Origin of the sequence: Hypericibacter terrae (genome assembly GCF_008728855.1) — a bacterium.
In the GTDB taxonomy this organism is placed as follows: domain Bacteria; phylum Pseudomonadota; class Alphaproteobacteria; order Dongiales; family Dongiaceae; genus Hypericibacter; species Hypericibacter terrae.
In genome coordinates this window covers 4,732,007-4,754,729 of sequence record NZ_CP042906.1, presented here as the reverse complement: position 1 = coordinate 4,754,729, position 22,723 = coordinate 4,732,007, and the positions used below count along the sequence as shown (strand labels likewise).

Sequence of the window (22,723 nt, the reverse complement as noted above, 5' to 3'; positions counted from 1 at the left end):
CAAATGAAATATGTAACAATACCGGCCCAGGGCCCCGTGCGACGGGGTTCGGCTCTGGCGATGGATCGGGCCTGAAGCATGCTTTCCGAGCGACAGATGGAGATCCTGAACCTGGCCCGGGCCCAGCGGCGGGTGAGCGTCGACGAGCTGGCCGAGAAGTTCAGCGTCACCAGCCAGACGATCCGGCGCGAGCTCAACGATCTCTGCCAGCGCCAGATGCTCCAGCGCGTCCATGGCGGGGCGGTGATGCTCTCCGGCATCGAGAACGTCGCCTACGATTCGCGCCGCGTGCTCGCGCCGGAGGCCAAGCGCCGGATCGGCGTCAAGACCGCCTCGCTGATCCCCAGCAACTGCGCGCTCTTCATCAATATCGGCACCACCACCGAACAGGTGGCCCACGCCCTGACTAGCCATGTCGGGCTCGTGGTCATTACCAATAATATAAATGTCGCCAATATCTTACGGCCCTCCCACGGGATCGAGGTGATCGTCGCGGGCGGGGTCGTGCGGCGCGCCGACGGCGGCATCGTCGGCGAGGCCACGGTCGATTTCATCAACCAGTTCAAGGTCGACTATGCCGTGATCGGCGCCTCGGCGATCGATCAGGACGGCACCATCCTCGACTACGACTATCGCGAGGTCTGGGTTTCGCAGGCGATCATGCGCAATGCGCGCCAGGTGATCCTGGTGGCGGACGCGATGAAGTTCCGCCGCACCGCGCCGATGCGAATCGGCCATTTCTCGCAGATCAACGTGTTCGTGACCGACGAGGAACTGGCCGAGCCGCTGGCCAAAATCGCCGCCGAAAGCGGCGTCCAGGTCGAAATCGCCTCCGAATAGACCGCTCCGGAATTTCGCTATGCCTTTGACCTGGGCGGCTCTTTGCCCAGGAAGGCGGCAGCCTGCCCGATTATGTTGCATTTTCGATTGAGCGCGTTTTGATCATCAAATATGCTGAAAAAAAACACAAACGAACATAAAACGACCCGGGGGGCTGATGGCCGCCGTTTACGACCTCGCCGTGATCGGCGGGGGTATCAATGGATGCGGGATCGCGCGCGATGCCACCGGCCGCGGGCTGAAGGTCTTCCTCTGCGAGCAGGGTGACCTTGCCGGCGCCACCTCCTCGGCCTCGACCAAGCTGATCCATGGCGGCCTGCGCTATCTCGAATATTACGAGTTCAGGCTGGTTCGCGAGGCGCTGATCGAGCGCGAGGTGCTGCTGCGCGCGGCCCCCCATATCATCCGGCCCCTGCGCTTCGTGCTGCCGCGCCGCGTCGGCATGCGGCCGGGCTGGCTCATCCGCCTCGGCCTCTTCCTCTACGACCATCTGGGCGGTCGCGACATTCTCCCCGGCACCCGGTCGCTGGATCTGCGCCGCGACGAGGCGGGAAAGCCGCTCAAGCCGGAACTGACCTCGGCCTTCGAATATTCGGATTGCTGGGTCGAGGATGCGCGCCTGGTCGCGCTCAACGCGCTCGACGCCGCCGAGCATGGGGCGGTGATCCGGACGGGCACCCGGTTCCTCGGCGCCAAGCGCAAGCCCGGCGGCTGGCAGGTCGAGCTTCAGGAGGTGGCGAGCGGCAACCGCACCGAGATCGAGGCCAAGGCGATCGTCAATGCCGCCGGTCCCTGGGTCGGCGAGGTGCTGGTGAAGCGGCTGGGGCTCGGCACCGCCGCCAAGGTGCGGCTGGTCAAGGGCAGCCACATCGTCGTGCGCAAGCTGTTCGACCATGATCGCGCCTACATTTTCCAGAACGAGGATGGGCGCATCGTCTTCGCCATCCCCTATGAGCATGATTTCACGCTGATCGGCACGACCGATGTCGACGAGCATGGCGATCCGGGTCCTGTCGTGATCTCGGCGGCCGAGACCGAGTATCTCTGCGCCTCGGCCAACCGCTACTTCCTCAAGACCATCGCGCCTTCCGACGTGGTCTATTCCTATGCCGGCGTGCGGCCGCTTTATGACGACGGCGCCAGCGAGGCCAAGGCCGCGACCCGCGACTATGTGCTGGAGCTCGAGGCCCCCGACGGCCAGGCCCCGCTGCTCAATGTCTTCGGCGGCAAGATCACGACCTACCGGCGCCTGAGCGAATCGGCGCTGGCGAAGCTGGCGCCGCATCTGCCGGCCATGACTGCGCCCTGGACCGCCAAGGCGCCGCTGCCGGGCGGCGATTTCCCCGTGGGCCATGTCGAACGGGTCGCCGAGGGCCTGCGGCAGGCGGCGCCGTTCCTCAGCCCGGAGCATGCGCGCCGGCTGGCGCGTGCCTATGGCACGCGCGCCATGCGGATCGTCGAGGGCGCGCGGGCGCCCGAGGATCTGGGTCAGTATTTTGGCGCCGACCTCTATGAGCGCGAGGTGGTCTATCTGATCGAGAACGAATGGGCGCGCGCGGCCCAGGATGTGCTGTGGCGGCGCTCCAAGCTCGGCCTTCATATCGGAGCCGACGGCGCCAAGGCGCTCGAGGCGTGGTTCGCAACCCGGCGCGATCGCGATCGCGCGCCGGCGGCCTGAAGGGGCGGCGCGCCATGACACTCGAGCTGCAGAAGGTCACCAAGCGGGTCGGCAACGAGACCCATCTGGCCGACATCTCGCTCGTCTTCGAACCCGGCACGCTCAATGTGCTGCTGGGGCCCACCCTCTCGGGCAAAACCAGCCTGATGCGGATGATGGCGAGCCTCGACAAGCCGACCTCGGGCCGCGTGCTCTGGCGCGGCCAGGACGTCACCGGCGTCGATGTGCGCAAGCGCAATGTCGCGATGGTCTATCAGCAGTTCATCAACTACCCGACCTTGAGCGTCTACGAGAACATCGCCAGCCCGTTGCGCGTCGCCGGCAAGCCGCGGGCCGAGATCGAGCGCAAGGTCAAGGAAGTGGCGGGGCTGATGCGCCTCGAAGGCATGCTCGACCGCACGCCGCTCGAGCTCTCGGGCGGCCAGCAGCAGCGCACCGCGATCGCCCGCGCGCTGGCCAAAGGTGCGGAGCTCGTGCTGTTCGACGAGCCGCTCGCCAATCTCGACTACAAGCTGCGCGAGGAGCTGCGCAACGAGCTGCCGCGCGTCTTCGCGGGCTCGCAGGCGATCTTCGTCTATGCCACGGCCGAGCCCTCGGAGGCGCTGCTCCTGGGCGGCAGCACCGTGACCCTACATCAGGGCCGGGTGACGCAGTTCGGCCCGACCATCGAGCTCTATCGCCGGCCCAACACGCTGCGCACTGCCCAGGTCTTCTCCGACCCGCCGATGAACGAGGCCCGCGTCAACAAGCGCGGCAGCGCGCTGCAATGGCCGGGCGACATTCAGCTGCCGGCGAGCGGCCCCTTCGGGGCGCTGGCGGACGGCGACTATATCGTCGGCGTGCGCCCCAACCATGTGCTGCTCGACCGGCCGGCCTCGGGGGCCATGGCGGTGCGCGCCCGCGTCGCCGTTTCCGAGATCACCGGCTCGGAAAGCTTCGTCCATGTCGACTGGCCGGGCGGCCGCTGGGTGGCGCTGGTCCATGGCGTGCGGCGGTTCGAGGTCGAAAGCGACATCGATATCTATCTCGACCCCAACCGGTTCTTCGTGTTTCGCCCGGACGGCGCGCTGGTCTCGGCGCCCGCGGCGGCTTCGTAGGAGCGAGGGCAGCGGCCATGGCGCGCATCGAGCTTCAGAATCTGGCTCATTCCTATCGGGCCCATCCGCGCGGGCCGCAGGACTATGCCCTCAAGACGCTCAACCACACCTGGGAAGACGGTGGCGCCTATGCGCTGCTCGGGCCCTCGGGCTGCGGCAAGACCACACTCCTCAGCATCATCTCGGGCCTCGTCACGCCGACCGAGGGGCGCATCCTCTTCAACGGCCAGGACGTGACCGAGCTCGAGACCGAGCGGCGCAATATCGCCCAGGTGTTCCAGTTCCCGGTCATCTACGACACCATGACCGTGCAGGAGAATCTCGAGTTCCCGCTGCATAACCGCGGCGTGCCGCAGGCGCAGATCGCGGCCCGGGTGCGCGAGGTGGCGGAGATGCTGGAACTCGGGCCCATCCTCGGCCGCAAGGCGCGCGGCCTCACCGCCGACAGCAAGCAGAAGATCTCGCTCGGCCGCGGCCTGGTCCGCGCCGACGTCAACGCCATCCTGTTCGACGAGCCGCTGACGGTGATCGACCCGCAGCTCAAATGGCTGCTGCGCTCGCAGCTCAAGCTCATGCATAAGCGGCTCAACTTCACGATGGTCTATGTGACCCACGACCAGACCGAGGCGATGACCTTCGCCGACAAGGTCGTGGTCATGTTCGAGGGCAGCGTGGTGCAGATCGGCACGCCCGAGGAGCTGTTCGAGCGGCCGGCCCATACCTTCGTCGGCTACTTCATCGGCTCGCCCGGCATGAACGTGATCCCCTGCGAGGTCAACGGCGACAGGGCGCTGGTCGCGGGCCACGAAATCCGCCTGGCCGCGCGCTATGCGCCGCCGGCCCAGGGCGGCAAGGTCGAGCTCGGGGTGCGGCCGGAATATATCGCCCTCTCCAACAACGGGCATGGGCTGCCGGTCCAGGTCCGGCGCATCGACAATATCGGCCGCTACAAGATCGCGCGGGTCGATCTCGCCGGCCACGCGCTCAATGTCATGGCGATGGAGGATTCGCGCCTCGACGGTTCGCAGGCACGGATCACCTTCTCGCCGCGTCACACCCACATCTATCTCGACGGCCATCTGTTGGCCGGGGCGGCCGCATGAGCGACAGCAAACCCGTCAACCAGCGCGCCTGGTTCATGGTCCTGCCGGTGGTGGCGCTGGTGGCGTTCAGCGCCATCATCCCGCTCATGACCGTGGTGAACTATTCGGTCCAGGACACCTTCGGCAACAACGAGTTCTTCTGGGCCGGCCTCGAATGGTTCCAGGAACTGCTGGCCTCCGACCGCTTCTTCGAGGCGCTGTGGCGCCAGTTCCTGTTCTCCGGGATCATCCTCGTCATCGAGATTCCGCTGGGCATCGTCATCGCGCTCGCCATGCCGCGCAAGGGCTGGGGCGTCTCCTTCTGCCTCGTGGCGATGGCCTTGCCGCTGCTGATTCCCTGGAACGTGGTCGGAACCATCTGGCAGATCTTCGCGCGCATCGATATCGGCCTGCTCGGCCGCGCGGTCGACATGCTGGGTATCCCCTACAACTACACCCAGGAGCCGATCGCGGCCTGGATCACCGTGATCGTCATGGATGTGTGGCACTGGACCAGCCTGGTCGTGCTGCTCTGCTATGCGGGCCTGCGCTCGATCCCCGATGCCTTCTATCAGGCGGCCCGGATCGACGGCGCCTCGCGCTGGGCGATCTTCCGCTATATCCAGCTGCCCAAGATGAACCGCGTGCTGTTGATCGCCGTGCTGCTGCGCTTCATGGACAGCTTCATGATCTACACCGAACCGTTCGTCGTGACCGGCGGCGGTCCGGGCAACTCGACGACCTTCCTGTCGATCGACTTGGTGAAGATGGCGATCGGCCAGTTCGACCTGGGCCCCGCGGCCGCGATGTCGATCATCTACTTCCTGATCATCCTGCTGCTGTCCTGGGTGTTCTACACCGTGATGACCAACGCCGGGCAGAAGGACGCATGACCATGGCACGACGCGCCAGCGAGCGAGGTGGGCGATGACCACGGCAACTCCGAAGAAACGGCACGAGCGGCACGGCCTCGCCTGGCTGATCCCGGCGCTCTACATCCTGTTCCTGCTGCTGCCGATCTACTGGCTCCTCAATATGAGCCTGAAGACCAACGAGGAGATCCTCTCCTCCTACTCGCTCTGGCCGCGCACCTTCACCTTCGGCAACTACCTGACCATCCTTACCGACAAGTCCTGGTATTCGGGCTATATCAACTCGACCATCTATGTGGTGATGAACACCGTCATCTCGGTGACGGTCTCGCTGCCCGCGGCCTATGCCTTCTCGCGCTACCGCTTCACCGGCGACAAGCATCTGTTCTTCTGGCTGCTGACCAACCGCATGGCGCCGCCCGCGGTCTTCGCGCTGCCCTTCTTCCAGCTCTATTCGGCGATCGGCCTGTTCGACACCCATATCGCGGTGGCGCTCGCGCATTGCCTCTTCAACGTGCCGCTCGCGGTCTGGATCCTGGAAGGCTTCATGTCCGGCGTGCCGCGTGAGATCGACGAGACCGCCTATATCGACGGCTATTCCTGGCCGCGCTTCTTCGTGAAGATCTTCGTGCCGAACATCGCCAGCGGCATCGGCGTCACCGCCTTCTTCTGCTTCATGTTCTCCTGGGTCGAGCTGCTTCTCGCCCGCACCCTCACCACCACCAACGCCAAGCCGATCGCGGCCGTCATGACCCGGACGGTGTCGGCCGCGGGCATCGACTGGGGCGTGCTCGCGGCGGCCGGCATCCTCACCATCGTGCCCGGCGCCATCGTGATCTGGTTCGTGCGCAACTACATCGCCAAGGGCTTTGCCCTGGGCCGGGTCTGAGGAGGGTCGCAACATGACACCGCTCGCCTGGATGGCCTGGACCTGGCCGACCGCGGTCTTCTTCATCGCGATCTTCCTGATCCTGGTCAGCATGACGGTCTGGGAGATCCGCCGTCCCGGCGGCGCCCCGCGGATCGGCATCCTGCGTTTCGAGACGACCCGCGGCGACCGGCTGTTCGTGTCGCTGCTCGGCGCCGCCTTCATCAATCTCGCCTGGCTCGGGCTGGTCGGCCCGACGCTCTGGTGGGCACTCGGAATTTCCCTGCTTTACGCGCTCTGCGTGTTTCGCTGGGTCTGAGCGGTGCGGCCGCCCCAGGACGGGGCGACGCGCCGTCGATTGCCGGACGTGCCTGAGCTTCAACCTGCTTTGCAAGAAATCCGAGCCTGGGAGGAAAGCCATGGTGCGTAAGAGGGCGTCGGCGCCGAAAGCCGCCGGCGCCAGTGGATGGATCGAAGACGTCAATCAACGAAGATCGGCCGGGGCCCCACCGCTGTGCCGACATCAATACGAGCAAGTTGCAATCCTGCAGCAGACGATTTTGGGAGGACAACATGAAGCGTAGACAATTTCTGGCCGGGACGGCCGCCATCGCAGCCGCGACGATCATCCGTCCGCGCCTGACCTTCGCGGATCAGATGGATGCCGCCAAGAAGTGGGTGGACAACGAGTTCCAGCCCTCGACCTTGGGCAAGGACCAGCAGATGGCCCAGATGGAGTGGTTCATCAAGGCCGCTCAGCCCTTCAAGGGCATGGACATCAAGGTGGTGTCCGAGACCATCACCACGCATTCCTACGAATCGAAGACGCTGGCGCCGGCCTTCAACGAGATCACCGGCATCAACATCACGCATGACATCATCCAGGAAGGCGACGTGGTCGAGAAGCTGCAGACGCAGATGCAGACCGGCCAGAACGTCTATGACGCCTACATCAACGACTCCGACCTGATCGGCACGCATTTCCGCTACAAGCAGACGGTTCCGATCAGCGACTTCGTCGTCGGCGACGGCAAGGACGTCACCGACCCGATGCTCGACATCAACGACTTCATCGGCAAGTCCTTCACCACCGCGCCGGACGGGAAGCTCTATCAGATCCCGGACCAGCAGTTCGCGAACCTCTATTGGTTCCGCTACGACTGGTTCACCAATCCGGACATCAAGGCCAAGTTCAAGGCGGCCTACGGCTACGACCTGGGCGTGCCGGTCAACTGGTCGGCCTATGAGGACATCGCCGAGTTCTTCACCGACAAGGTGAAGACCATCGACGGCGTGCGCGTCTATGGCCATATGGATTACGGCAAGAAAGATCCGTCGCTCGGCTGGCGGTTCACCGACGCTTGGCTCTCGATGGCCGGCTCCGGCGACAAGGGCATTCCCAACGGCCTGCCCGTCGACGAGTGGGGCATCCGCATGGAAGGCTGCCGCCCTGTCGGCTCCTCGGTCGCGCGCGGCGGCGACACCAACGGTCCGGCCGCGGTCTATTCGGTCACGAAATATGTCGAGTGGCTGAAGAAGTACGCGCCGCCGGAAGCGGCCGGCATGACCTTCGGCGAGGCCGGTCCGGTCCCCGCCCAGGGCAACATCGCGCAGCAGATCTTCTGGTACACGGCCTTCACCGCCGACATGGTGAAGCCGGGTCTGCCGGTGATGAACGCCGACGGCACGCCGAAATGGCGCATGGCGCCGTCGCCCCACGGTGCCTATTGGCAGGAAGGCATGAAGCTGGGCTATCAGGATTGCGGTTCCTGGACCCTGCTGAAGTCGACGCCGCTCGAGCGCATGAAGCCGGCCTGGCTCTACGGTCAGTTCACGATCTCCAAGTCCGTGACCCTGAAGAAGAGCCATGTGGGCCTGACCTTCATTCGCGAAAGCGACATCTGGGACAAGTCCTTCACCGACCGCGCGCCCCAGCTCGGCGGCCTGATCGAGTTCTATCGCTCGCCGGCCCGCCTGCTCTGGACGCCGACCGGCGTGAACGTGCCCGACTATCCGAAGCTGGCCCAGCTCTGGTGGCAGAACATCGGCGATGCCAGCTCCGGCGCGAAGACCCCGCAAGAGGCGATGGACGCGCTCGCGGAAGCCCAGGACAAGGTGCTCGAACGTCTCGAGAAGGCCGGCGTCCAGGGCGATTGCGGTCCGAAGCTCAACGAGAAGAAGGACGCGAAGTACTGGTTCGACCAGCCCGGCGCGCCCTTCCCCAAGCTCGCGGACGAGAAGGGTCCGGGTCAGACCGTCGACTATGACGAGCTGATCAAGACCTGGGCGGCCGCGAAGCAGCAATAGTCGTTTCGCCGTCATCCATCGACGTGACGGCGCGGCGGCCATGGCCCGGGGATGAAGATCCCCGGGCCATATTGCTTATGACGCCACCCTGTCGCAGGCTTCGCGTTCGCTAGAGACCCGAGGCGGAGGGGAAGACCATGGCCAGCCATATTCTCGCCATCGACCAGGGCACCACCTCGAGCCGGGCGATCCTGTTCGATGCGCACCAGCACGTCGTTGCCGTAGCGCAGGAGGAGTTCCAGCAGCATTTCCCGCGCTCCGGCTGGGTCGAGCATGAGCCCGAGGATATCTGGAACAGCACGCTCGCGGTCTGTCAGGCAGCGATCGCCAGGGCGGGCCTGAGCGCCCGCGACATCGCCGGCATCGGCATCACCAACCAGCGCGAAACCACGGTGGTATGGGATCGCGCCAGCGGCCGCGCCATCCATCGCGCCATCGTCTGGCAGGACCGGCGCACCGCCGAGATCTGCGCCGGGCTGCGCGACGCGGGGCACGAGCCGATGGTCTCGGCCAAGACCGGCCTCATCCTCGATCCCTATTTCTCCGGCACCAAGATCGCCTGGATCCTCGATCATGTGCCGGGATCGCGCGAGCTGGCGGCCAAGGGTCGGCTCGCCTTCGGCACGGTCGACAGCTGGCTGCTCTGGCGCCTGACCGGCGGCGGCGCCCACGCGACCGATGCCACCAACGCCTCGCGCACCCTGCTCTACGACATCCATCGCGGCGATTGGGACGGCGAGCTCCTGAAGCTCATCCGCGTGCCGCGCTCGATGCTGCCCGAGGTCAAGGACAGCGCCGCCGATTTCGGCGCGACCCTGTCGGACTTCTTCGGCGCTCCGATCCGAGTTCTCGGCATCGCCGGCGACCAGCAGGCGGCCGTGGTGGGCCAGGCCTGCTTCAAGCCCGGCATGATCAAATCCACCTACGGCACCGGCTGCTTCGCGCTGCTCAACACCGGCAGCCGCGCCGTCGTCTCGAAGAACCGGCTGCTGACGACGGTGGCCTATCAGCTCGAGGGCAAGCGCACCTATGCGCTCGAGGGCGCCATCTTCATTGCCGGCGCCGCCGTGCAATGGCTGCGCGACGGCCTCAAGATCATCGCCAATGCCGCCGAATCCGGCATGCTGGCGGAAGCGGCCGATCTCAACCAGCAGGTCTATCTGGTGCCGGCTTTCGTGGGGCTGGGCGCGCCCTATTGGGATGCCGAGGCCCGCGGCGCGCTCTTCGGCCTCACCCGCTCGACCGGACCCGCGGAGATCGCGCGCGCGGCGCTCGAAGCCGTCTGCTTCCAGACCCATGACCTGCTCGAAGCCATGCATGCCGATTGGCCCGAAGCGCAGTCGGCGACTTCGGTCCTGCGCGTTGATGGCGGCATGGTCGCCTCCGACTGGACCATGCAATGCCTCGCCGATACGCTGAACGCGCCGGTCGACCGGCCGCGGATCCTCGAGACCACGGCGCTGGGCGCCGCCTATCTCGCGGGGATGCAGGCCGGCATCTATCCCGGCCTCGACGAGCTCGCGCGCAACTGGCATCTCGAGCGGCGCTTCCTCCCCGCCATGGACGAGAAGATGCGCCGGCAGAAGCTCGCGGGCTGGGCCGATGCGGTGAGCCGCACGTTGACGAAGCGATAAGAGGGTAGCCCTGGAGAGCGGCGGTTTCGTGCTGCTTTTTTCCGGCCGTCACGCCTCTTTCAGCCGCGACAGGAGTTCGATCAGGGCCGGCTTCGCGGCGCGGAGCTCGGCCAGATGAGCGGCGGACAGGTCCCTTAGCCGTGCCTCGGCCTTCGCGACGAGCAGGACCCTGACGCGGCGGCGGTCGGCGGGGTCGATCGCCCGCCTTGCCAACCCCATGGCCACCAGCCGATCCACCAGCTCGACCGCGCTGTGATGACGAACCAGGAGGCGCTCGGCGATCTCGCCGATCGTCAGTCCCGCCTTGCCGCCGAATCCCTTGATGGCGAGCAGGGCCTGGTGCTGCTGGGTCGTCAGGCCCGACTCTTGCGCCGCAGCCTTGCTGAAGGCCAGGAATTGCCGCAGCAGATAGCGGAACTCCGCCAGGGCCTGATACTCGGAAGCGCTGGGCGAGCGGCGGTTTTGTTCCGCCTTTCCGGCATCCCGTCTCGGCATCAAAGAAGACTCCCCTTTTGGGCCGGGGGCGATTATATCGTCTCCCGATATTTCAACGAAGCGGCCTTCCGTCGCGGCCCCGGCCATGACCGCAGGCGGAACGGCGCTCCTCTTCAGGTCAGGACCGATGGCGTCAGCAGAAGAAACGGCAAGCGAGACCAGCGGCCCGCATCCGGCCGCGATCGGCAACGGCGCGGCTCCGGCCGCCAAACCGCCCCGGCTGGGCGATTTCACGACGGATCTGCGCGTGCTCGGATTGGCCGCCATGGCGGTCGTCGTGGGTGCCGCCGGGGTCGTCGCGGCCTGGGGCCTGCTGCGTCTGATCGCGCTCTGCACCAACCTTGCCTATTTCGGCCGCCTCTCGATCGATCCGATGCCGATCGCGGCTTCGCCCTGGGGACCGGCGACGATCCTGGTGCCGGTCGCGGGCTGCCTGATCATCGGTCTCATGGCCCGTTACGGATCGGAGAAGATCCGTGGCCATGGCATTCCGGAGGCGATGGAAGCGATCCTGATCGGCAAGAGCCGGATGCAGCCCAAGGTGGCGGTGCTGAAGCCGCTTTCCTCGGCCATCTCGATCGGAACCGGCGGTCCTTTCGGCGCCGAGGGGCCGATCATCATGACGGGCGGCGCGGCGGGCTCGCTGATCGCGCAGTTCTTTCACATGACGGCGGCGGAACGGAAGACGATGCTGGTCGCCGGCGCCGCCGCCGGCATGACAGCCGTGTTCGGCACGCCGGTCGCCGCCGTGCTGCTCGCGGTGGAGCTCCTGCTGTTCGAATGGAAGCCGCGGAGCTTCATTCCGGTCGCCGTTGCCGCGGTCGTGGCGGCCGCCGGTCGGACCTTGCTGCTGGACCCTGGGCCTCTCTTTCCCTTCTCGGACGGGATGAGCCTCTCGCTCGCTGCGGTGCCTGAATGGGCTCTGGTCGGCCTGACAGCCGGGCTGGGCTCAGGTCTGCTGACGGCGATGGTCTATGGCGCCGAGGACGGTTTCCAGAAGCTGCCGATCCATTGGATGTGGTGGCCGGCGCTGGGCGGCCTCGCGGTCGGCATCGGCGGGCTGATCGATCCCGCGGCGTTGGGCGTCGGCTACGACAACATTCGCCATCTGCTTGAGGGCGATCTCGCGGTCAAGGCCGTCCTTCTGCTGCTGGTCGTAAAGGCCGTGATCTGGTCGATCGCGCTCGGCTCCGGCACCTCGGGTGGCGTGCTGGCGCCGCTGCTGATCATGGGGGGCGCGATCGGCTCGCTCGAGGGGCTCGTCCTTCCCGGCGCCTCGACCGGTTTCTGGGCGCTGCTCGGCATGGCGGCGATGATGGGCGGCACCATGCGCTCGCCCTTGACGGCCTCGCTCTTTGTCGTCGAGCTGACCGGCGACGTTCATGCCCTGCTGCCGCTGCTCGCGGCCTGCTCGGTGAGCTACGCCGTCACGGTGCTGCTCCTCAAGCGCTCGATCCTGACCGAGAAGGTGGCGCGGCGCGGCCATCATGTCTCGCGCGAGTATCACGTCGATCCCTTCGACCTCGCGCGCGTGGCCGACGTGATGGTGAAGGCGGTGGACACACTGCCTGCTTCGATGACGGTGGCGGAGGCGGTGGCCTTCTTCACGGCGTCGGCGCCGCGTCACAAGAGCTATCCGGTGATCGATGCGGACGGTCAGACCGTCGCCATGGTCTCGCGGGCCGATATCCTCCATTGGACCCGCGAGGACGCGCCGCCTTCCGGAACATTGGGTGAAGCGCTGTCGGGGCAGGATATGCTGGTCGGTCATCCGGACGAGCTGGTTGGCCGTCTGGCGGATCGAATGGCCGCCGCCGACGCCGGCCGCGTGCCGGTCCTCGATCGAAAGAGCGGAAACCTCCTGGGCATCGTCGCGAGGAAGGACCTGCTGCGCGTCCGCGCCAAGCTGCATGCCGAGGAACGGGATCGCGCACGCTTCCTGGGCCCCAAGATCAAGGAGCGGTGAGGTGAGGGGCTCTCATCCGCTCCGCCGCATCGTCGGCGCCGACACGGTCTGCCTTCGGTCGCGGCTCGGCGCCAGGCCGAATCTCGCGCGGTAGGCGCGGCTGAAATGCTCCAATGAGCCGAAGCCGGCGCTCATCGCGATCTCGGTGACCCCCAGCGCCGTCTGTTGCAGCAGCGCGTGGGCCTTGGCGAGGCGGATCTGCATGTAGTGGCGCGCCGGGCTGCTGCCGAGCTCGCGCTCGAAGAGCCGCTGCAGCTGGCGCATCGAGAGCCCGACCTGATCGGCGATGGCGGGACAGGAGAGCGGCTCCTCGACCGTCTGCTCCATCAGCGCGATCGCCCGGCGCAGGATCGGATCGGCCACGGGCCGTCGCTCGACGCCCGGCACCGGCTGCGCTTCCTCCGGCGGCCGGATGCGGTCGAGCAGCAGATGGCCGGCGATCTCCGCGGCCAGCGCCTCGCCATGTTGCGTCGCGATCCAGGCCAGCATCATGTCGAAGACGGCGCTGCCGCCGGCGCAGGTGAGCCGGCCTGGCGCCATGGTGTAGAGCTGCTGCACAGCGCGGGCGCGGCCATGGCTCTCCTGGAAGCCCTGCAGATTATCCCAATGAATCGCGGCCGGTTGATCCTCGAGGAGCCCTGCGGCCGCGAGCAGCTCGGCCGCGGTCTCGATGGCACCCAGGGTCGCGCCATGGCGGGCCACGCGACGCAGCCAGGCGCGCAATTTGCGGTCGGCGGTCTGGCGCTTCACGTCGAAGCTCGCCAGCAGGAAGAGCGCATCGAACCGGACATCCTCCGAGACGGCGCTGTCGACCGCGACCGCCGTGCCGTTGCTGGCGCGCACCGGGGTCCCGTCGAGCGACAGCGTCTCCCAGCGATAGAGCGGACCGCCGCTCAGCCAGTTGGCGATGAAGAGCGGCTCGATCGCCGCCGCCAGGCAGATCTGCGGGAAGTCCGGCAGCAGCAGGAAGCCGATGCGCTGGGTCTGCGGGATCGGGGCGGGGCTGTCGGAGCGTTTCATGTCCTGACAAATTACGACAGAAATCGGGCGTAATCCATCAAGTCGGATGGCCGGGGGCCCATAGGGTGAAGCCAAGCGGTCCCACCGGTCCGGGACCTGCCTCCGCGATATCCCGAGAGAGGACGACCCCATGATTCCGCAGAAGACCCTCGACTGGAACCCGGGCAATCCCGAACGGGCCATGAGCCTGCCCGCGCGCTATTTCTACGACGAGGGCGTCTTCCGCGAGGAGCGCGAGAAGATCTTCTATCCGGCCTGGCACTCGGTCGCGCATGAGAGCGAGTTCGAGGAGGTCGGTTCCTATGTCGTGACCGACATCTTCGACCAGAGCGTGATTGTGATGCGCGGGGCCGACGGCCAGCTGCGCGCCTTTCACAATGCCTGCCAGCATCGCGGCAATCGCCTGCTGCATGACCGGCGCGGCAAGACCCATGCCGTGATCCGCTGCGGCTATCACTCCTGGTGCTACAACCAGGACGGCACGCTGCGCACGGCGCCGCGCACCGAGCGGCTCCAGGCTTTCGACAAGAGCCAGTTCGGCCTGAAGCCGGTGCGGCTCGAGACCATGGGCCGCTTCGTCTTCATCAATCTCGATCCCGATGCCGCGCCGCTCGCCTCGATCACCGGCGGGGCGGAGGACGAGATGCGCCGCTATCTGCCCGATCTCGACCGGATGAAGCTGGTGAACGAGGTCGACGTGATCGTGCCGGCGAACTGGAAGGTCATCATGGACAATTCCATCGAGGGCTATCATTTCGGCCTCTCGGGCCCGGTCCATAAACATCTGGCGAGCCTGATCGACTTCAAGGGCTACCGGCTCACCCCGCATGACAAATGGTGGACCTATATCGGCCCGCCGATGCCGGGCGCCAATTCCGCCTATGGCGAATCGCTCGCCGGCGCCACCTGGCAGACCGAATGGTTCTTCAATATCGGCGTCTGGCCGAACACGACCTTCTATTGCTTCCCCTTCTCGGACATCCTCGGCACCTTCATCATGATCCCGCTCGAGCCCGAGAAGTCGCTGCTGCGCTTCGGTTACTACGCGCCGAGCCACCGGCCGCTGGCGCAGGTCACCAAGGCCTGCATCCGCTGGATGAACGAGGAGCTGGGGCCGGAAGACATCCAGCTCAACGTCACCCAGCAGAAGGGCCTGCGCTCCTTCGGCTTCGACCAGGGCCGCTATCTGATCGATGCCGAACGCGGCAACGAGAGCGAGCATCTGGTCCACCACTTCCACAAGCTCTGCTACGACGCGCTCCGCGCGGCGTGAGGCAAGGGTGCGTGGCATGGAAGAAAACCACGGCCCCTCCCCTTGCGGGAGGGGGCTACGGCATTCACGGAAGTGATTCCGTGTTGGAAGTAAATATGATTCAAGATCTTCGGGGTGATTTTGCGAGGATCTGGCGATGTCGTTTGGCGATATTCGTGTTGAGAAGCGAGGGGATTGGCTGATCGAGCGGGTTGCGGCGACGGGGTCGCTGGTGCTGCGCCAGCTGGGAGAGAACCGGGCGGGCGAGATGGCGGTGCATCGGTTTCTGTCCTCGCCCTATGTTTCGGTGGAGCGGATTGTCGAGACGCTGGCGGGCCGAACGGGGGAACGATGCGTGGGGCGTCATGTGCTGGCGGTCCAGGACACGACCGAGATCAACTTCGCCGGCCGGGATAAGAAGCGCCGTGGGTTCGGGCCGGCGGGGAATGGAACGACGCCGGGCTTTTTCATCCATCCGGTGATTGCGGTGGATGTGGAGAGCGAGGCAGTGGTCGGGCTGGTCGATGCGGCGATCTGGACGCGGGCTGACGAGGCGGCGGCGCGCCGGCGCAGCCGGGCCTCGGGGGACAAGGAATCGGCGCGCTGGCTGGCGGGCTGCGCGAGCGCGGTCGCGAGCTTGAGCGGGGCGGCGCGCGTGACCATGGTGGCCGACCGGGAAAGCGATCTTTACCCGCTCTTTGCCAGCAAGCCCGAGGGTCTCGATTTGATCGTGCGGGCGGCCCAGAACCGCAACTTGGCCGAGGGCAGTCCTCTGTTCGAGGCGCTCGGGGATGCAGCGTGCCTCCGGGTTTGCAAGGTCCGGGTGGCGCCGCGCGGGCCGGGCGACAAGGGCCGCATCGCCACCGTGGAGCTGCGTGCCGGGAAGGTGCGGATCGCCCGGCCGGTCAACGGCCTGGTGGAGAAGCTGCCTCGGGAGATCGAGCTCAACCTGGTCGAGGCCCGCGAGGTCGAGGCGCCGGCCGGTAAGACCCCGCTGCTGTGGCGCCTGCTCACCACCCATGCCGTCGCCGATGGCGCGCAAGCCGAGGATGTCGTCCAGCTCTATCGGTTGCGCTGGCGCATCGAGCAGACCTTCCGCGCCTTGAAGAGCGACGGCCTCGCCCTCGAAGACAGTCAACTGGTCGACGCCGAGCGCCTGTTCAATCTGGCCGCCATCGGATTGGCGGGTGCGGTGCGCACCATCCAGCTGGTCGATGCCCGCGACGGCGGTCCGCGCCCCGCCACCGATGTGATCGACGAGGCCTTCGCCATCCCGCTCGAGCGCCTCTCCAAAAAATTGGAGGGCAAGACCCAGCGGCAGAAAAACCCACACCCACCCGGATCTCTCGCCTTCGTCGCCTGGATCGCCACTCGTCTCGGCGGTTGGAATTGCTACTACAAGCCCCCGGGACCAAAGACCATGCGCTATGGCTGGAACCAACTCGCCGCGCGTCTCGAGGGTTACGCCCTCGCTACCGAAGGCGAAAATCCGTGAATCCCGTAGGCGGGAGGGGCGGCGAGCGTAGCGAGCGGGGAGGGGGATGCCTGCAGCGGGCGTGGTGGTTGGAATGATGAAGGTGATCGACGATAAGTTTCGCGCGAAGACCCCCTCCCCCTGCCCCCTCCCGCAAGGGGAGGGAGCGTGGAGTTTCTAATGCCCACCAACAGCGCCGCTCGCTCCTTTCCTGTCATTGCCGGGCTTGACCCGGCAATCCAGTCTTTGTCGGCCCTGGATCGCCGGATCAAGTCCGGCGATGACAGGTCGGTGCCTGGGATGACTTGGAGTCTTTGATGCCCACCAACGGCGCCGCTCGCGGCCATGACTATGTCATCGTCGGCGCGGGCTCCGCGGGCTGCGTGCTGGCGGCGCGGCTGACGGAGGATCCCGAGGTCCGCGTGCTGCTGCTGGAGGCGGGCCCGCGTGATCGTGGCTGGCCGATCCATATGCCGTCCGGCATGGGGCGCCTGCTCTCGAACGACAAGTTCAACTGGGCCTATGTCTCGGAGCCCGAGCCCTATCTCGACAATCGCGTGCTCGCCCATCCGCGCGGGCGCGTGCTCGGCGGCTCCTCCTCGATCAACGGCATGATGTATGTGCGCGGTCATGCGCGCGACTATGATCAGTGGGCCCAAGCCGGATGCCGTGGCTGGTCCTATGCGGAACTGCTGCCCTATTTCAAGCGCGCCGAGCGTCACGAGCGGGGCGGCGACGATTATCATGGCGGCGAGGGCCCGTTGCGCGTCTCGACGCCGGGCGGCGAGCTGCCGCCTTTGCAGAAGGCCTTCATCGAGGCCGGCATCGAGGCGGGCTATCCCTACACGCCCGACGCCAACGGCCATCAGCAGGAAGGCTTCGGCCCGATGGACCGCACCACCCATCGGGGGCGGCGCTGGAGCACGGCCCGGGGCTATCTCTCCCAGGCCGAGACGCGGCCCAATCTGACGGTGGTCTCGGGCGCGCTTGCGCTGAAGGTCGTTCTCGAGGGCCGCCGCGCGGTCGGTGTCGAATACGCCCAAGGCAGCAAGGTCGAGACGGCGCGGGCCGAACGCGAGGTCATCCTCTGCGGTGGCGCCATCAACTCGCCCCAGTTCCTGCAGCTCTCCGGCATCGGCGCGCCCGATCACCTGCAGTCGATCGGTGTCGTCGTACGCCACGAGCGGCCGGGGGTGGGCGCCAATCTCAACGACCATCCCGACGTGGTGATCCAGCATCTCTGCAAGCAGCCGGTGACGCTCTATCGCGCGGCGCAGGGCCCGCGCAAGATCATGGCCGGGCTCGAATGGCTGATGTTCAACAGCGGCCCCGCCGCCACGAACCATTTCGAGGCCGGCGCCTTCATCCGCAGCCGGCCCGGCGTCGAGCATCCCGACCTGCAGCTCACCTTCATGCCCCTGGCGGTCAAGCCGGGCACGGTCGAGCCGGTTCCGGGCCATGCCTTCCAGGTCCATCTCGATTTGATGCGGGCCCACAGCCGGGGCTGGGTCAAGGCCCGCTCGGCCGACCCCAAGGCCCCGCCCGCGATCCGGTTCAACTATATGCAGGACCCCCGCGACCGCGAGGATATGCGCCAGGGCGTGCGGCTGGTCCGCGAGGTGCTGGCGCAGAAAGCCATGGACCCCTATCGCGGCGAGGAACTTTCGCCAGGGCCAAACGCCCGGTCGGACGAGGCCATCGACGCCTGGGTGCGCCAGGGGGTGGAAACCTGCTACCATCCGGTCGGCACCTGCAAGATGGGGTCCGCCAGCGACCGCATGGCGGTCGTGGACGAGACCCTGAGGCTGCAGGGGCTGGAGGGATTGCGGGTCGTGGACGCCTCGGTGATGCCAGCCATCGTGAGCGGCAATACCAATGCGCCGACGATCATGATCGCCGAGAAGGCGAGTGATATGATTCGAGGCCGGCCGGCCCTGGCGCGTTCCCAGGCGCCGGTCTGGTTGCACCCGGCCTGGGAACGGGCCCAGCGTTAACGAGCAGACGAAGCGGGCAGGGTTCCGCTTCCGCATCAGGAGGACGAACTATGGCTGTCGTGACGTCACTGCGGTCCCGGGATTACGGGCTGGACGATCAGGAAGTGCGCCAGGCGCGGGTCGATCTCGCGGCCGTGTTCCGCTGGATCGCGCGCCTCAACATGCATGAGGGCATCGCCAATCATTTCAGCGCGGCGGTCTCGGCCGACGGCACCAAGTTCCTGATGAATCCGCGCGGGCGGCATTTCTCGCAGATCCGCGCTTCCGAGCTGCTGCTGCTCGACACCAACGATAGCAAGACGATGGAGCGCCCCGACGCGCCCGATCCGACCGCCTGGTGCATCCATGGCCGGATCCACGCGAACTTGCCTCAGGCGCGCTGCATCCTCCATCTCCATCCGAAATACTCGACGGCGCTGGCCGCCCTCGAGGACAACAACATGTATCCGATCGACCAGAACACCATGCGCTTCTATGGCCGCATGGCGTTCGACAACGACTATGCCGGCATGGCGCTGTCGGAGGACGAGGGCGATCGGCTGTCCCGCGCCATCGGCGACAAGTCGGTGCTGATGATGGCGAACCATGGCGTGCTGATCGCCAGCTCCTCGATCGGGCTCGCCTTCGACGAGATGTATTATTTCGAACGCGCCGCCGAGACGCTGATGACCGCCTACGCCACGGGCAAGAAGCTCCGCGTCGTCTCCGACAACATCGCCAAGCTGACGGCCTCGCAGTGGGTCGACTATCCCTCCTTCGCCGACGATCATCTCAACCAGATCAAGGCGATCCTCGACAAGGAAGAGCCGGAATATAGAAGTTAAGGCTTCTCCCCTGGCTCACATGAAAACCTTCCTCTCCACCCGCGCAAGCGGGGGGAGAGGGGAGGGTGAGGGGGGTCGAAGAAGCACCCTCACCCAGCTCCGAGTAAGTCTCCGCTTCGCTCCGACTAACTCTTCGCAACCCTCTCCCTCACTCTCGTGAGGGCGAGGAAAGAGAAGTGGAGCAACAAGGGAGCCTCTGGCTTCTCCATCTTCCCCTTCGGCACCCCATGTCCCTCTCCCGCTTCAGCCTCGCCGGCAAGACCGCCATCGTCACCGGATCGGGACGCGGCCTCGGTCGCGCCATCGCCAAGGGCATGGCGGAGGCGGGGGCCGCGGTCGTGACCTGCTCGCGCACGGCCTCGGAAGCGGAATCGGCGGCGGCCGAGATCAGGGCTGCCGGCGGCAAGGCGAAGGGATTGCGTGTCGACACGGCCGACCGCGCCGACTGCTTCCGGCTGGTGGCGGACACGCTCGCCGCCTTCGGGCGGCTCGACATCATGGTCTGCAATGCCAGCATCGACGCGCCCATGCCGGCCGAGCAGATCGACGAGGGCACGCTCGACAGGATCCTCGGCGTCAATGTCGGCGGCTATCTCTATTGCGCGCAGGCAGCCTTCGAGCCGATGGCGAAGCAGGGCGGCGGCTCGATCGTCATGACCTCGTCCAACGGCAGCCTGGTCGCCTTTCCCGGCATCGCCGCCTATTGCGCGTCGAAGGGCGCCGTCGACCAGCTGGTGCGCACGCTCGCCGCCGAATGGGCCCCGCGCGGCATCCGCGTCAACGCCTTCAATCCCGGCTATATGGAACATGCCATGACCGGGACCGAGGGCTATGACTCGGACCCCGAGGTGATGGACGCCGTGCGGCGCATGACGCCTATGCAGCGTCGCGGCCGCGTCGAGGAGATCGTCGGGCCGGCGATTTTCCTAGCATCGGACGCCGCGTCCTTCATCACCGGCGTGGTGCTGCCGGTGGATGGCGGCTGGACGGCGATTTAGCGCCGTTCGTCTACTGCAGATGTCGAGACTACGGCACACCCCTCCCCCTACCCCCTAAGTCGATACGATCGCTTCGCTCTACTTTCAAGCTTCGAGCGAGATCTACATTCACCACGCCCCCTCCCCTTGCGGGAGGGGGTAGGGGGAGGGGAGGGGTGCCTGCTACGGCACCAGGATTGTCGAGCCCGTCGTCTCCCGCGCTTCCAGCCGGCGATGGGCCTCGGCGGCATCGCGGAGCGCGAAGCGCTGGCCGACATCGACTTTGAGAATTCCGCGTTCGATCGCGGAGAAGAGCCGCGCGCTCGAGGCCCGCACCTGCTCCGGTGCGCCGGCATAGTGGCCGTAATTCGGCCGCGAGATCTTGGCGGACTTCGTGGCGAAGCCGGCGATGTCGAGCGGCTCGAGCGGCCCCGAGGCCTGGCCGAAGGAGACGATATGGCCGCGCACCGCCAGGGCCTCGAAGGAGCGGTTGATGTTGTCGCGGCCGATCGCGTCATAGATCACGTCGGCGCCGCGGCCGTTCGTGATCTCCATCACGCGCGCGACGAAATCCTCCTCCGAATAGACGATCGGATGGGCACAGCCGCGCGCCAGCGCCAGCCGCGCCTTGTCGCGGCTACCGACCGTGCCGATCACGGTGGCGCCGATATGGCTCGCCCATTGGCAGAGGAAATTGCCGACGCCGCCCGAGGCGGCATGAACCAGCACGATGTCGCCTTCCTTCACCTTGTGGCAGCGATGCAGCAGGAACTCGGCGGTCATGCCCTTGAGGAGTGCGGCGGCGCCCGTCTCCTCGTCGATCGAGGGCGGCAACGGCACGACGAGATCGGTCGGGATATTGCGGATCTCGGCATAGGCGCCGACCGGCGGCCCCGCATAGGCGACGCGGTCGCCGGGCGCGAAGCCGGTCACGCCCTCGCCGACATCGAGCACGATGCCGGCGCCCTCCATGCCCAGCGCGGCCGGCGGCGTCACCATCGGGAAATAGCCGGTGCGGCAATAGATATCGATGAAGTTCACGCCGACTGCCGTTTGGCGCAGGCGGATCTCGCCGGGTCCCGGCGGCGGCACCGAGATCTCCTGCCAGGCGAGATTTTCCGGGCCGCCATGGCGCTCCAGGATCACGGCATGACCCGTCATGACGCCACCGGTGCCGGCTGAGGCCATGCGCATCATGGGACCGCCGGTCGCGGCGGCGTCTGGCGCCAGCCTTGGGCGGGGCATCACGGGCTGGTTGAAGGCGCGCTTCACCGCGTCGAAGCCCGCCTCGTAGATCTGCTCGCCCACCAGCGCCGTGAGCTCGGCTTCCTCGCCGGGCGGGCTGCGGAACTCGCAGCGCCAGTCCCAATAGGTGCGCTCGCCGTCGGTCACGGGCCTGAGCTCGACGGTCGAGACATAGCCGATCAGCGGAATCGGCGCCTCGAGGATGCAGTAGGTGTAGCGCCGGTCGCGGTCGGAGAGGGTCAGCAGCTGCTCGCGCAGCTGGCCGCCATCCTTGAGCTTGAAGCGGCGCACCGCCCCGATCCGGTCGGCGGCGCGGCCCTCCTCGATGGCACTCTCGGTCACCGCCGGATGCCAGCGTTCATGCCCGTTGAAGTCGCGCATGAACTGCCAGACCTGGTCGACCGGCGCATCGATGATGGTGGAGCGGCGGACCTTGGTCATGGGGTGCGACCGCCGCTCGCATCCCCTCCCCCCTTGAGGGGGAGGTTAGGGTGGGGGGTGATCGAAGGGCGGGATGATGAAAGAGCTTTGGGGCACATGAACATGACCTGCATCGAGCTTGTGGCCACCCCCCACCCCAGCCTCCCCCCCAAGGGGGGAGGAGAAGAAAGCAAGGAGAAGAACGGGTTCATGTCGTCCGCGGGCCCTAGCGTCCCGCCGGGAAGCGGCGCTTCAGCGCGTCGAAGCCGCCCTGGAACACGCCCTGGCCGATATCCTCCGCGAGCTTCTTCTCGCGCTCGGGCGCGCAGTCGAACTCGGCGGTCCATTCCGCATAGCTGCGGTTGCCGTCGGTGATGGGCGAGAGCTTCAGGGTCGCGACATAGTTCTCGACGCCCATGGGCGAGACCAGGATCGCGTAGGTGCAGACATAGTCGTAGTCCGACAGCGCCAGCAGCTGCTCGCGGATATTGCCGCCGGCCTTGAGGTTGAAATTGCGGATGCAGCCGACCTTGTCGCTCGGCTGGTTGCCCTCGATCCGGCTGTCGGCGATGGCGGGATGCCAGGCCGGTAGCGCGTTGAAATCGCGGATCACCGCCCAGACCCGGTCAGCCGGCGCATCGATCACGCTCGAGGTATAGACCTTCACCATGCGTCAGC

General features: G+C 66.5%; 19 protein-coding genes. 15 read left to right on the top strand and 4 right to left on the bottom strand.

The window, feature by feature from the left end:
* The first annotated feature begins 78 nt into the window (after positions 1 to 78).
* The 9 genes from FRZ44_RS21785 (at position 79) to glpK (ending at position 10,378) form a co-directional block, all read left to right on the top strand.
* Positions 79 to 840 (top strand): DeoR/GlpR family DNA-binding transcription regulator, encoded by a 762-nt coding sequence (locus FRZ44_RS21785; protein ID WP_151179156.1) that lies wholly within the window; start codon positions 79 to 81, stop codon positions 838 to 840.
* A 157-nt stretch (positions 841 to 997) separates the two neighbouring features.
* Complete coding sequence (gene glpD, locus FRZ44_RS21780; RefSeq protein ID WP_151179155.1) at positions 998 to 2,518, top strand: glycerol-3-phosphate dehydrogenase; 1,521 nt, start codon at positions 998 to 1,000, stop codon at positions 2,516 to 2,518.
* A 14-nt stretch (positions 2,519 to 2,532) separates the two neighbouring features.
* Positions 2,533 to 3,615 (top strand): ABC transporter ATP-binding protein, encoded by a 1,083-nt coding sequence (locus FRZ44_RS21775; protein ID WP_151179154.1) that lies wholly within the window; start codon positions 2,533 to 2,535, stop codon positions 3,613 to 3,615.
* A gap of 17 nt (positions 3,616 to 3,632) precedes the next feature.
* The gene (locus FRZ44_RS21770) at positions 3,633 to 4,718 is read left to right on the top strand and encodes an ABC transporter ATP-binding protein (RefSeq protein ID WP_151179153.1); all 1,086 of its coding nucleotides are present in this window, start codon (positions 3,633 to 3,635) and stop codon (positions 4,716 to 4,718) included.
* Entirely contained in the window at positions 4,715 to 5,590 is an 876-nt protein-coding gene (locus tag FRZ44_RS21765) for a carbohydrate ABC transporter permease (RefSeq protein WP_151179152.1), read from the top strand. Before FRZ44_RS21770 ends, FRZ44_RS21765 begins: the two co-directional genes overlap by 4 nt.
* 34 nt (positions 5,591 to 5,624) lie before the next feature.
* Positions 5,625 to 6,458, top strand: a complete 834-nt coding sequence (locus FRZ44_RS21760; protein ID WP_151179151.1) for a carbohydrate ABC transporter permease — start codon at positions 5,625 to 5,627, stop codon at positions 6,456 to 6,458.
* A gap of 13 nt (positions 6,459 to 6,471) precedes the next feature.
* The gene (locus FRZ44_RS21755; protein WP_151179150.1) at positions 6,472 to 6,756 is read left to right on the top strand and encodes a DUF2160 domain-containing protein; all 285 of its coding nucleotides are present in this window, start codon (positions 6,472 to 6,474) and stop codon (positions 6,754 to 6,756) included.
* Positions 6,757 to 7,010: 254 nt separating this feature from the next.
* Complete coding sequence (locus FRZ44_RS21750) at positions 7,011 to 8,744, top strand: ABC transporter substrate-binding protein (protein WP_225308389.1); 1,734 nt, start codon at positions 7,011 to 7,013, stop codon at positions 8,742 to 8,744.
* 137 nt (positions 8,745 to 8,881) lie between these two features.
* Positions 8,882 to 10,378, top strand: coding sequence for a glycerol kinase GlpK (gene glpK / locus FRZ44_RS21745; RefSeq protein ID WP_151179149.1), 1,497 nt, complete (start codon positions 8,882 to 8,884; stop codon positions 10,376 to 10,378).
* Between the two features lie 48 nt (positions 10,379 to 10,426).
* On the opposite strand, the gene FRZ44_RS21740 is transcribed toward glpK, so the two are convergent.
* Positions 10,427 to 10,873, bottom strand: coding sequence for a MarR family winged helix-turn-helix transcriptional regulator (locus FRZ44_RS21740; protein WP_151179148.1), 447 nt, complete (start codon positions 10,871 to 10,873; stop codon positions 10,427 to 10,429).
* A gap of 127 nt (positions 10,874 to 11,000) precedes the next feature.
* Here FRZ44_RS21740 and FRZ44_RS21735 point away from each other — a divergent pair, with 127 nt between their 5' ends.
* Complete coding sequence (locus tag FRZ44_RS21735) at positions 11,001 to 12,839, top strand: chloride channel protein (RefSeq protein ID WP_151179147.1); 1,839 nt, start codon at positions 11,001 to 11,003, stop codon at positions 12,837 to 12,839.
* 12 nt (positions 12,840 to 12,851) lie between these two features.
* Here FRZ44_RS21735 and FRZ44_RS21730 read toward each other — a convergent pair whose 3' ends face one another.
* On the bottom strand, positions 12,852 to 13,859 hold the full coding sequence (locus FRZ44_RS21730; RefSeq protein ID WP_151179146.1) for a GlxA family transcriptional regulator: 1,008 nt from the start codon (positions 13,857 to 13,859) through the stop codon (positions 12,852 to 12,854).
* Between the two features lie 130 nt (positions 13,860 to 13,989).
* On the opposite strand from FRZ44_RS21730, the gene FRZ44_RS21725 reads away from it, so the two are divergent.
* The 5 genes from FRZ44_RS21725 to FRZ44_RS21705 all read left to right on the top strand — a co-directional run bounded on the left by FRZ44_RS21725 (position 13,990) and on the right by FRZ44_RS21705 (position 20,401).
* Complete coding sequence (locus FRZ44_RS21725; RefSeq protein ID WP_151179145.1) at positions 13,990 to 15,132, top strand: aromatic ring-hydroxylating oxygenase subunit alpha; 1,143 nt, start codon at positions 13,990 to 13,992, stop codon at positions 15,130 to 15,132.
* A gap of 136 nt (positions 15,133 to 15,268) precedes the next feature.
* Positions 15,269 to 16,606: an IS4 family transposase gene (locus FRZ44_RS21720; protein WP_151179144.1), complete on the top strand. Its 1,338-nt coding sequence runs from the start codon at positions 15,269 to 15,271 to the stop codon at positions 16,604 to 16,606.
* Positions 16,607 to 16,902: 296 nt separating this feature from the next.
* A complete protein-coding gene (locus FRZ44_RS21715) occupies positions 16,903 to 18,579 on the top strand; it encodes a choline dehydrogenase (RefSeq protein ID WP_151179143.1) in 1,677 nt (558 codons plus the stop codon).
* 50 nt (positions 18,580 to 18,629) lie between these two features.
* Positions 18,630 to 19,403 carry a class II aldolase and adducin N-terminal domain-containing protein gene (locus tag FRZ44_RS21710; RefSeq protein WP_151179142.1) on the top strand — a complete coding sequence of 258 codons (774 nt, stop codon included), beginning with the start codon at positions 18,630 to 18,632 and terminating at the stop codon, positions 19,401 to 19,403.
* A 227-nt stretch (positions 19,404 to 19,630) separates the two neighbouring features.
* Positions 19,631 to 20,401, top strand: coding sequence for an SDR family NAD(P)-dependent oxidoreductase (locus tag FRZ44_RS21705; protein ID WP_151179141.1), 771 nt, complete (start codon positions 19,631 to 19,633; stop codon positions 20,399 to 20,401).
* A 162-nt stretch (positions 20,402 to 20,563) separates the two neighbouring features.
* Here the strand turns inward: FRZ44_RS21705 and FRZ44_RS21700 are convergent, their stop codons facing one another.
* Both FRZ44_RS21700 and FRZ44_RS21695 read right to left on the bottom strand, forming a co-directional pair.
* Positions 20,564 to 22,066, bottom strand: a complete 1,503-nt coding sequence (locus FRZ44_RS21700; protein WP_151179140.1) for an SRPBCC family protein — start codon at positions 22,064 to 22,066, stop codon at positions 20,564 to 20,566.
* Positions 22,067 to 22,271: 205 nt separating this feature from the next.
* Positions 22,272 to 22,715 carry an SRPBCC family protein gene (locus tag FRZ44_RS21695; protein ID WP_151179139.1) on the bottom strand — a complete coding sequence of 148 codons (444 nt, stop codon included), beginning with the start codon at positions 22,713 to 22,715 and terminating at the stop codon, positions 22,272 to 22,274.
* Positions 22,716 to 22,723: the final 8 nt, after the last annotated feature.

Excerpts from the sequence above, each read along its gene's own strand:
- FRZ44_RS21695 (WP_151179139.1), bottom strand. The coding sequence starts at position 22,715 with ATGGTGAAGGTCTATACCTCGAGCGTGATCGATGCGCCGGCTGACCGG.
- FRZ44_RS21740 (WP_151179148.1), bottom strand. The coding sequence starts at position 10,873 with ATGCCGAGACGGGATGCCGGAAAGGCGGAACAAAACCGCCGCTCGCCC.
- FRZ44_RS21775 (WP_151179154.1), top strand. The coding sequence starts at position 2,533 with ATGACACTCGAGCTGCAGAAGGTCACCAAGCGGGTCGGCAACGAGACC.
- FRZ44_RS21735 (WP_151179147.1), top strand. The coding sequence starts at position 11,001 with ATGGCGTCAGCAGAAGAAACGGCAAGCGAGACCAGCGGCCCGCATCCG.
- FRZ44_RS21755 (WP_151179150.1), top strand. The coding sequence starts at position 6,472 with ATGACACCGCTCGCCTGGATGGCCTGGACCTGGCCGACCGCGGTCTTC.
- glpD (WP_151179155.1), top strand. The coding sequence starts at position 998 with ATGGCCGCCGTTTACGACCTCGCCGTGATCGGCGGGGGTATCAATGGA.
- FRZ44_RS21785 (WP_151179156.1), top strand. The coding sequence starts at position 79 with ATGCTTTCCGAGCGACAGATGGAGATCCTGAACCTGGCCCGGGCCCAG.
- FRZ44_RS21705 (WP_151179141.1), top strand. The coding sequence starts at position 19,631 with ATGTCCCTCTCCCGCTTCAGCCTCGCCGGCAAGACCGCCATCGTCACC.
- FRZ44_RS21725 (WP_151179145.1), top strand. The coding sequence starts at position 13,990 with ATGATTCCGCAGAAGACCCTCGACTGGAACCCGGGCAATCCCGAACGG.
- FRZ44_RS21770 (WP_151179153.1), top strand. The coding sequence starts at position 3,633 with ATGGCGCGCATCGAGCTTCAGAATCTGGCTCATTCCTATCGGGCCCAT.
- FRZ44_RS21730 (WP_151179146.1), bottom strand. The coding sequence starts at position 13,859 with ATGAAACGCTCCGACAGCCCCGCCCCGATCCCGCAGACCCAGCGCATC.
- FRZ44_RS21710 (WP_151179142.1), top strand. The coding sequence starts at position 18,630 with ATGGCTGTCGTGACGTCACTGCGGTCCCGGGATTACGGGCTGGACGAT.
- FRZ44_RS21765 (WP_151179152.1), top strand. The coding sequence starts at position 4,715 with ATGAGCGACAGCAAACCCGTCAACCAGCGCGCCTGGTTCATGGTCCTG.
- FRZ44_RS21700 (WP_151179140.1), bottom strand. The coding sequence starts at position 22,066 with ATGACCAAGGTCCGCCGCTCCACCATCATCGATGCGCCGGTCGACCAG.
- FRZ44_RS21760 (WP_151179151.1), top strand. The coding sequence starts at position 5,625 with ATGACCACGGCAACTCCGAAGAAACGGCACGAGCGGCACGGCCTCGCC.
- glpK (WP_151179149.1), top strand. The coding sequence starts at position 8,882 with ATGGCCAGCCATATTCTCGCCATCGACCAGGGCACCACCTCGAGCCGG.
- FRZ44_RS21750 (WP_225308389.1), top strand. The coding sequence starts at position 7,011 with ATGAAGCGTAGACAATTTCTGGCCGGGACGGCCGCCATCGCAGCCGCG.
- FRZ44_RS21715 (WP_151179143.1), top strand. The coding sequence starts at position 16,903 with ATGCCCACCAACGGCGCCGCTCGCGGCCATGACTATGTCATCGTCGGC.
- FRZ44_RS21720 (WP_151179144.1), top strand. The coding sequence starts at position 15,269 with ATGTCGTTTGGCGATATTCGTGTTGAGAAGCGAGGGGATTGGCTGATC.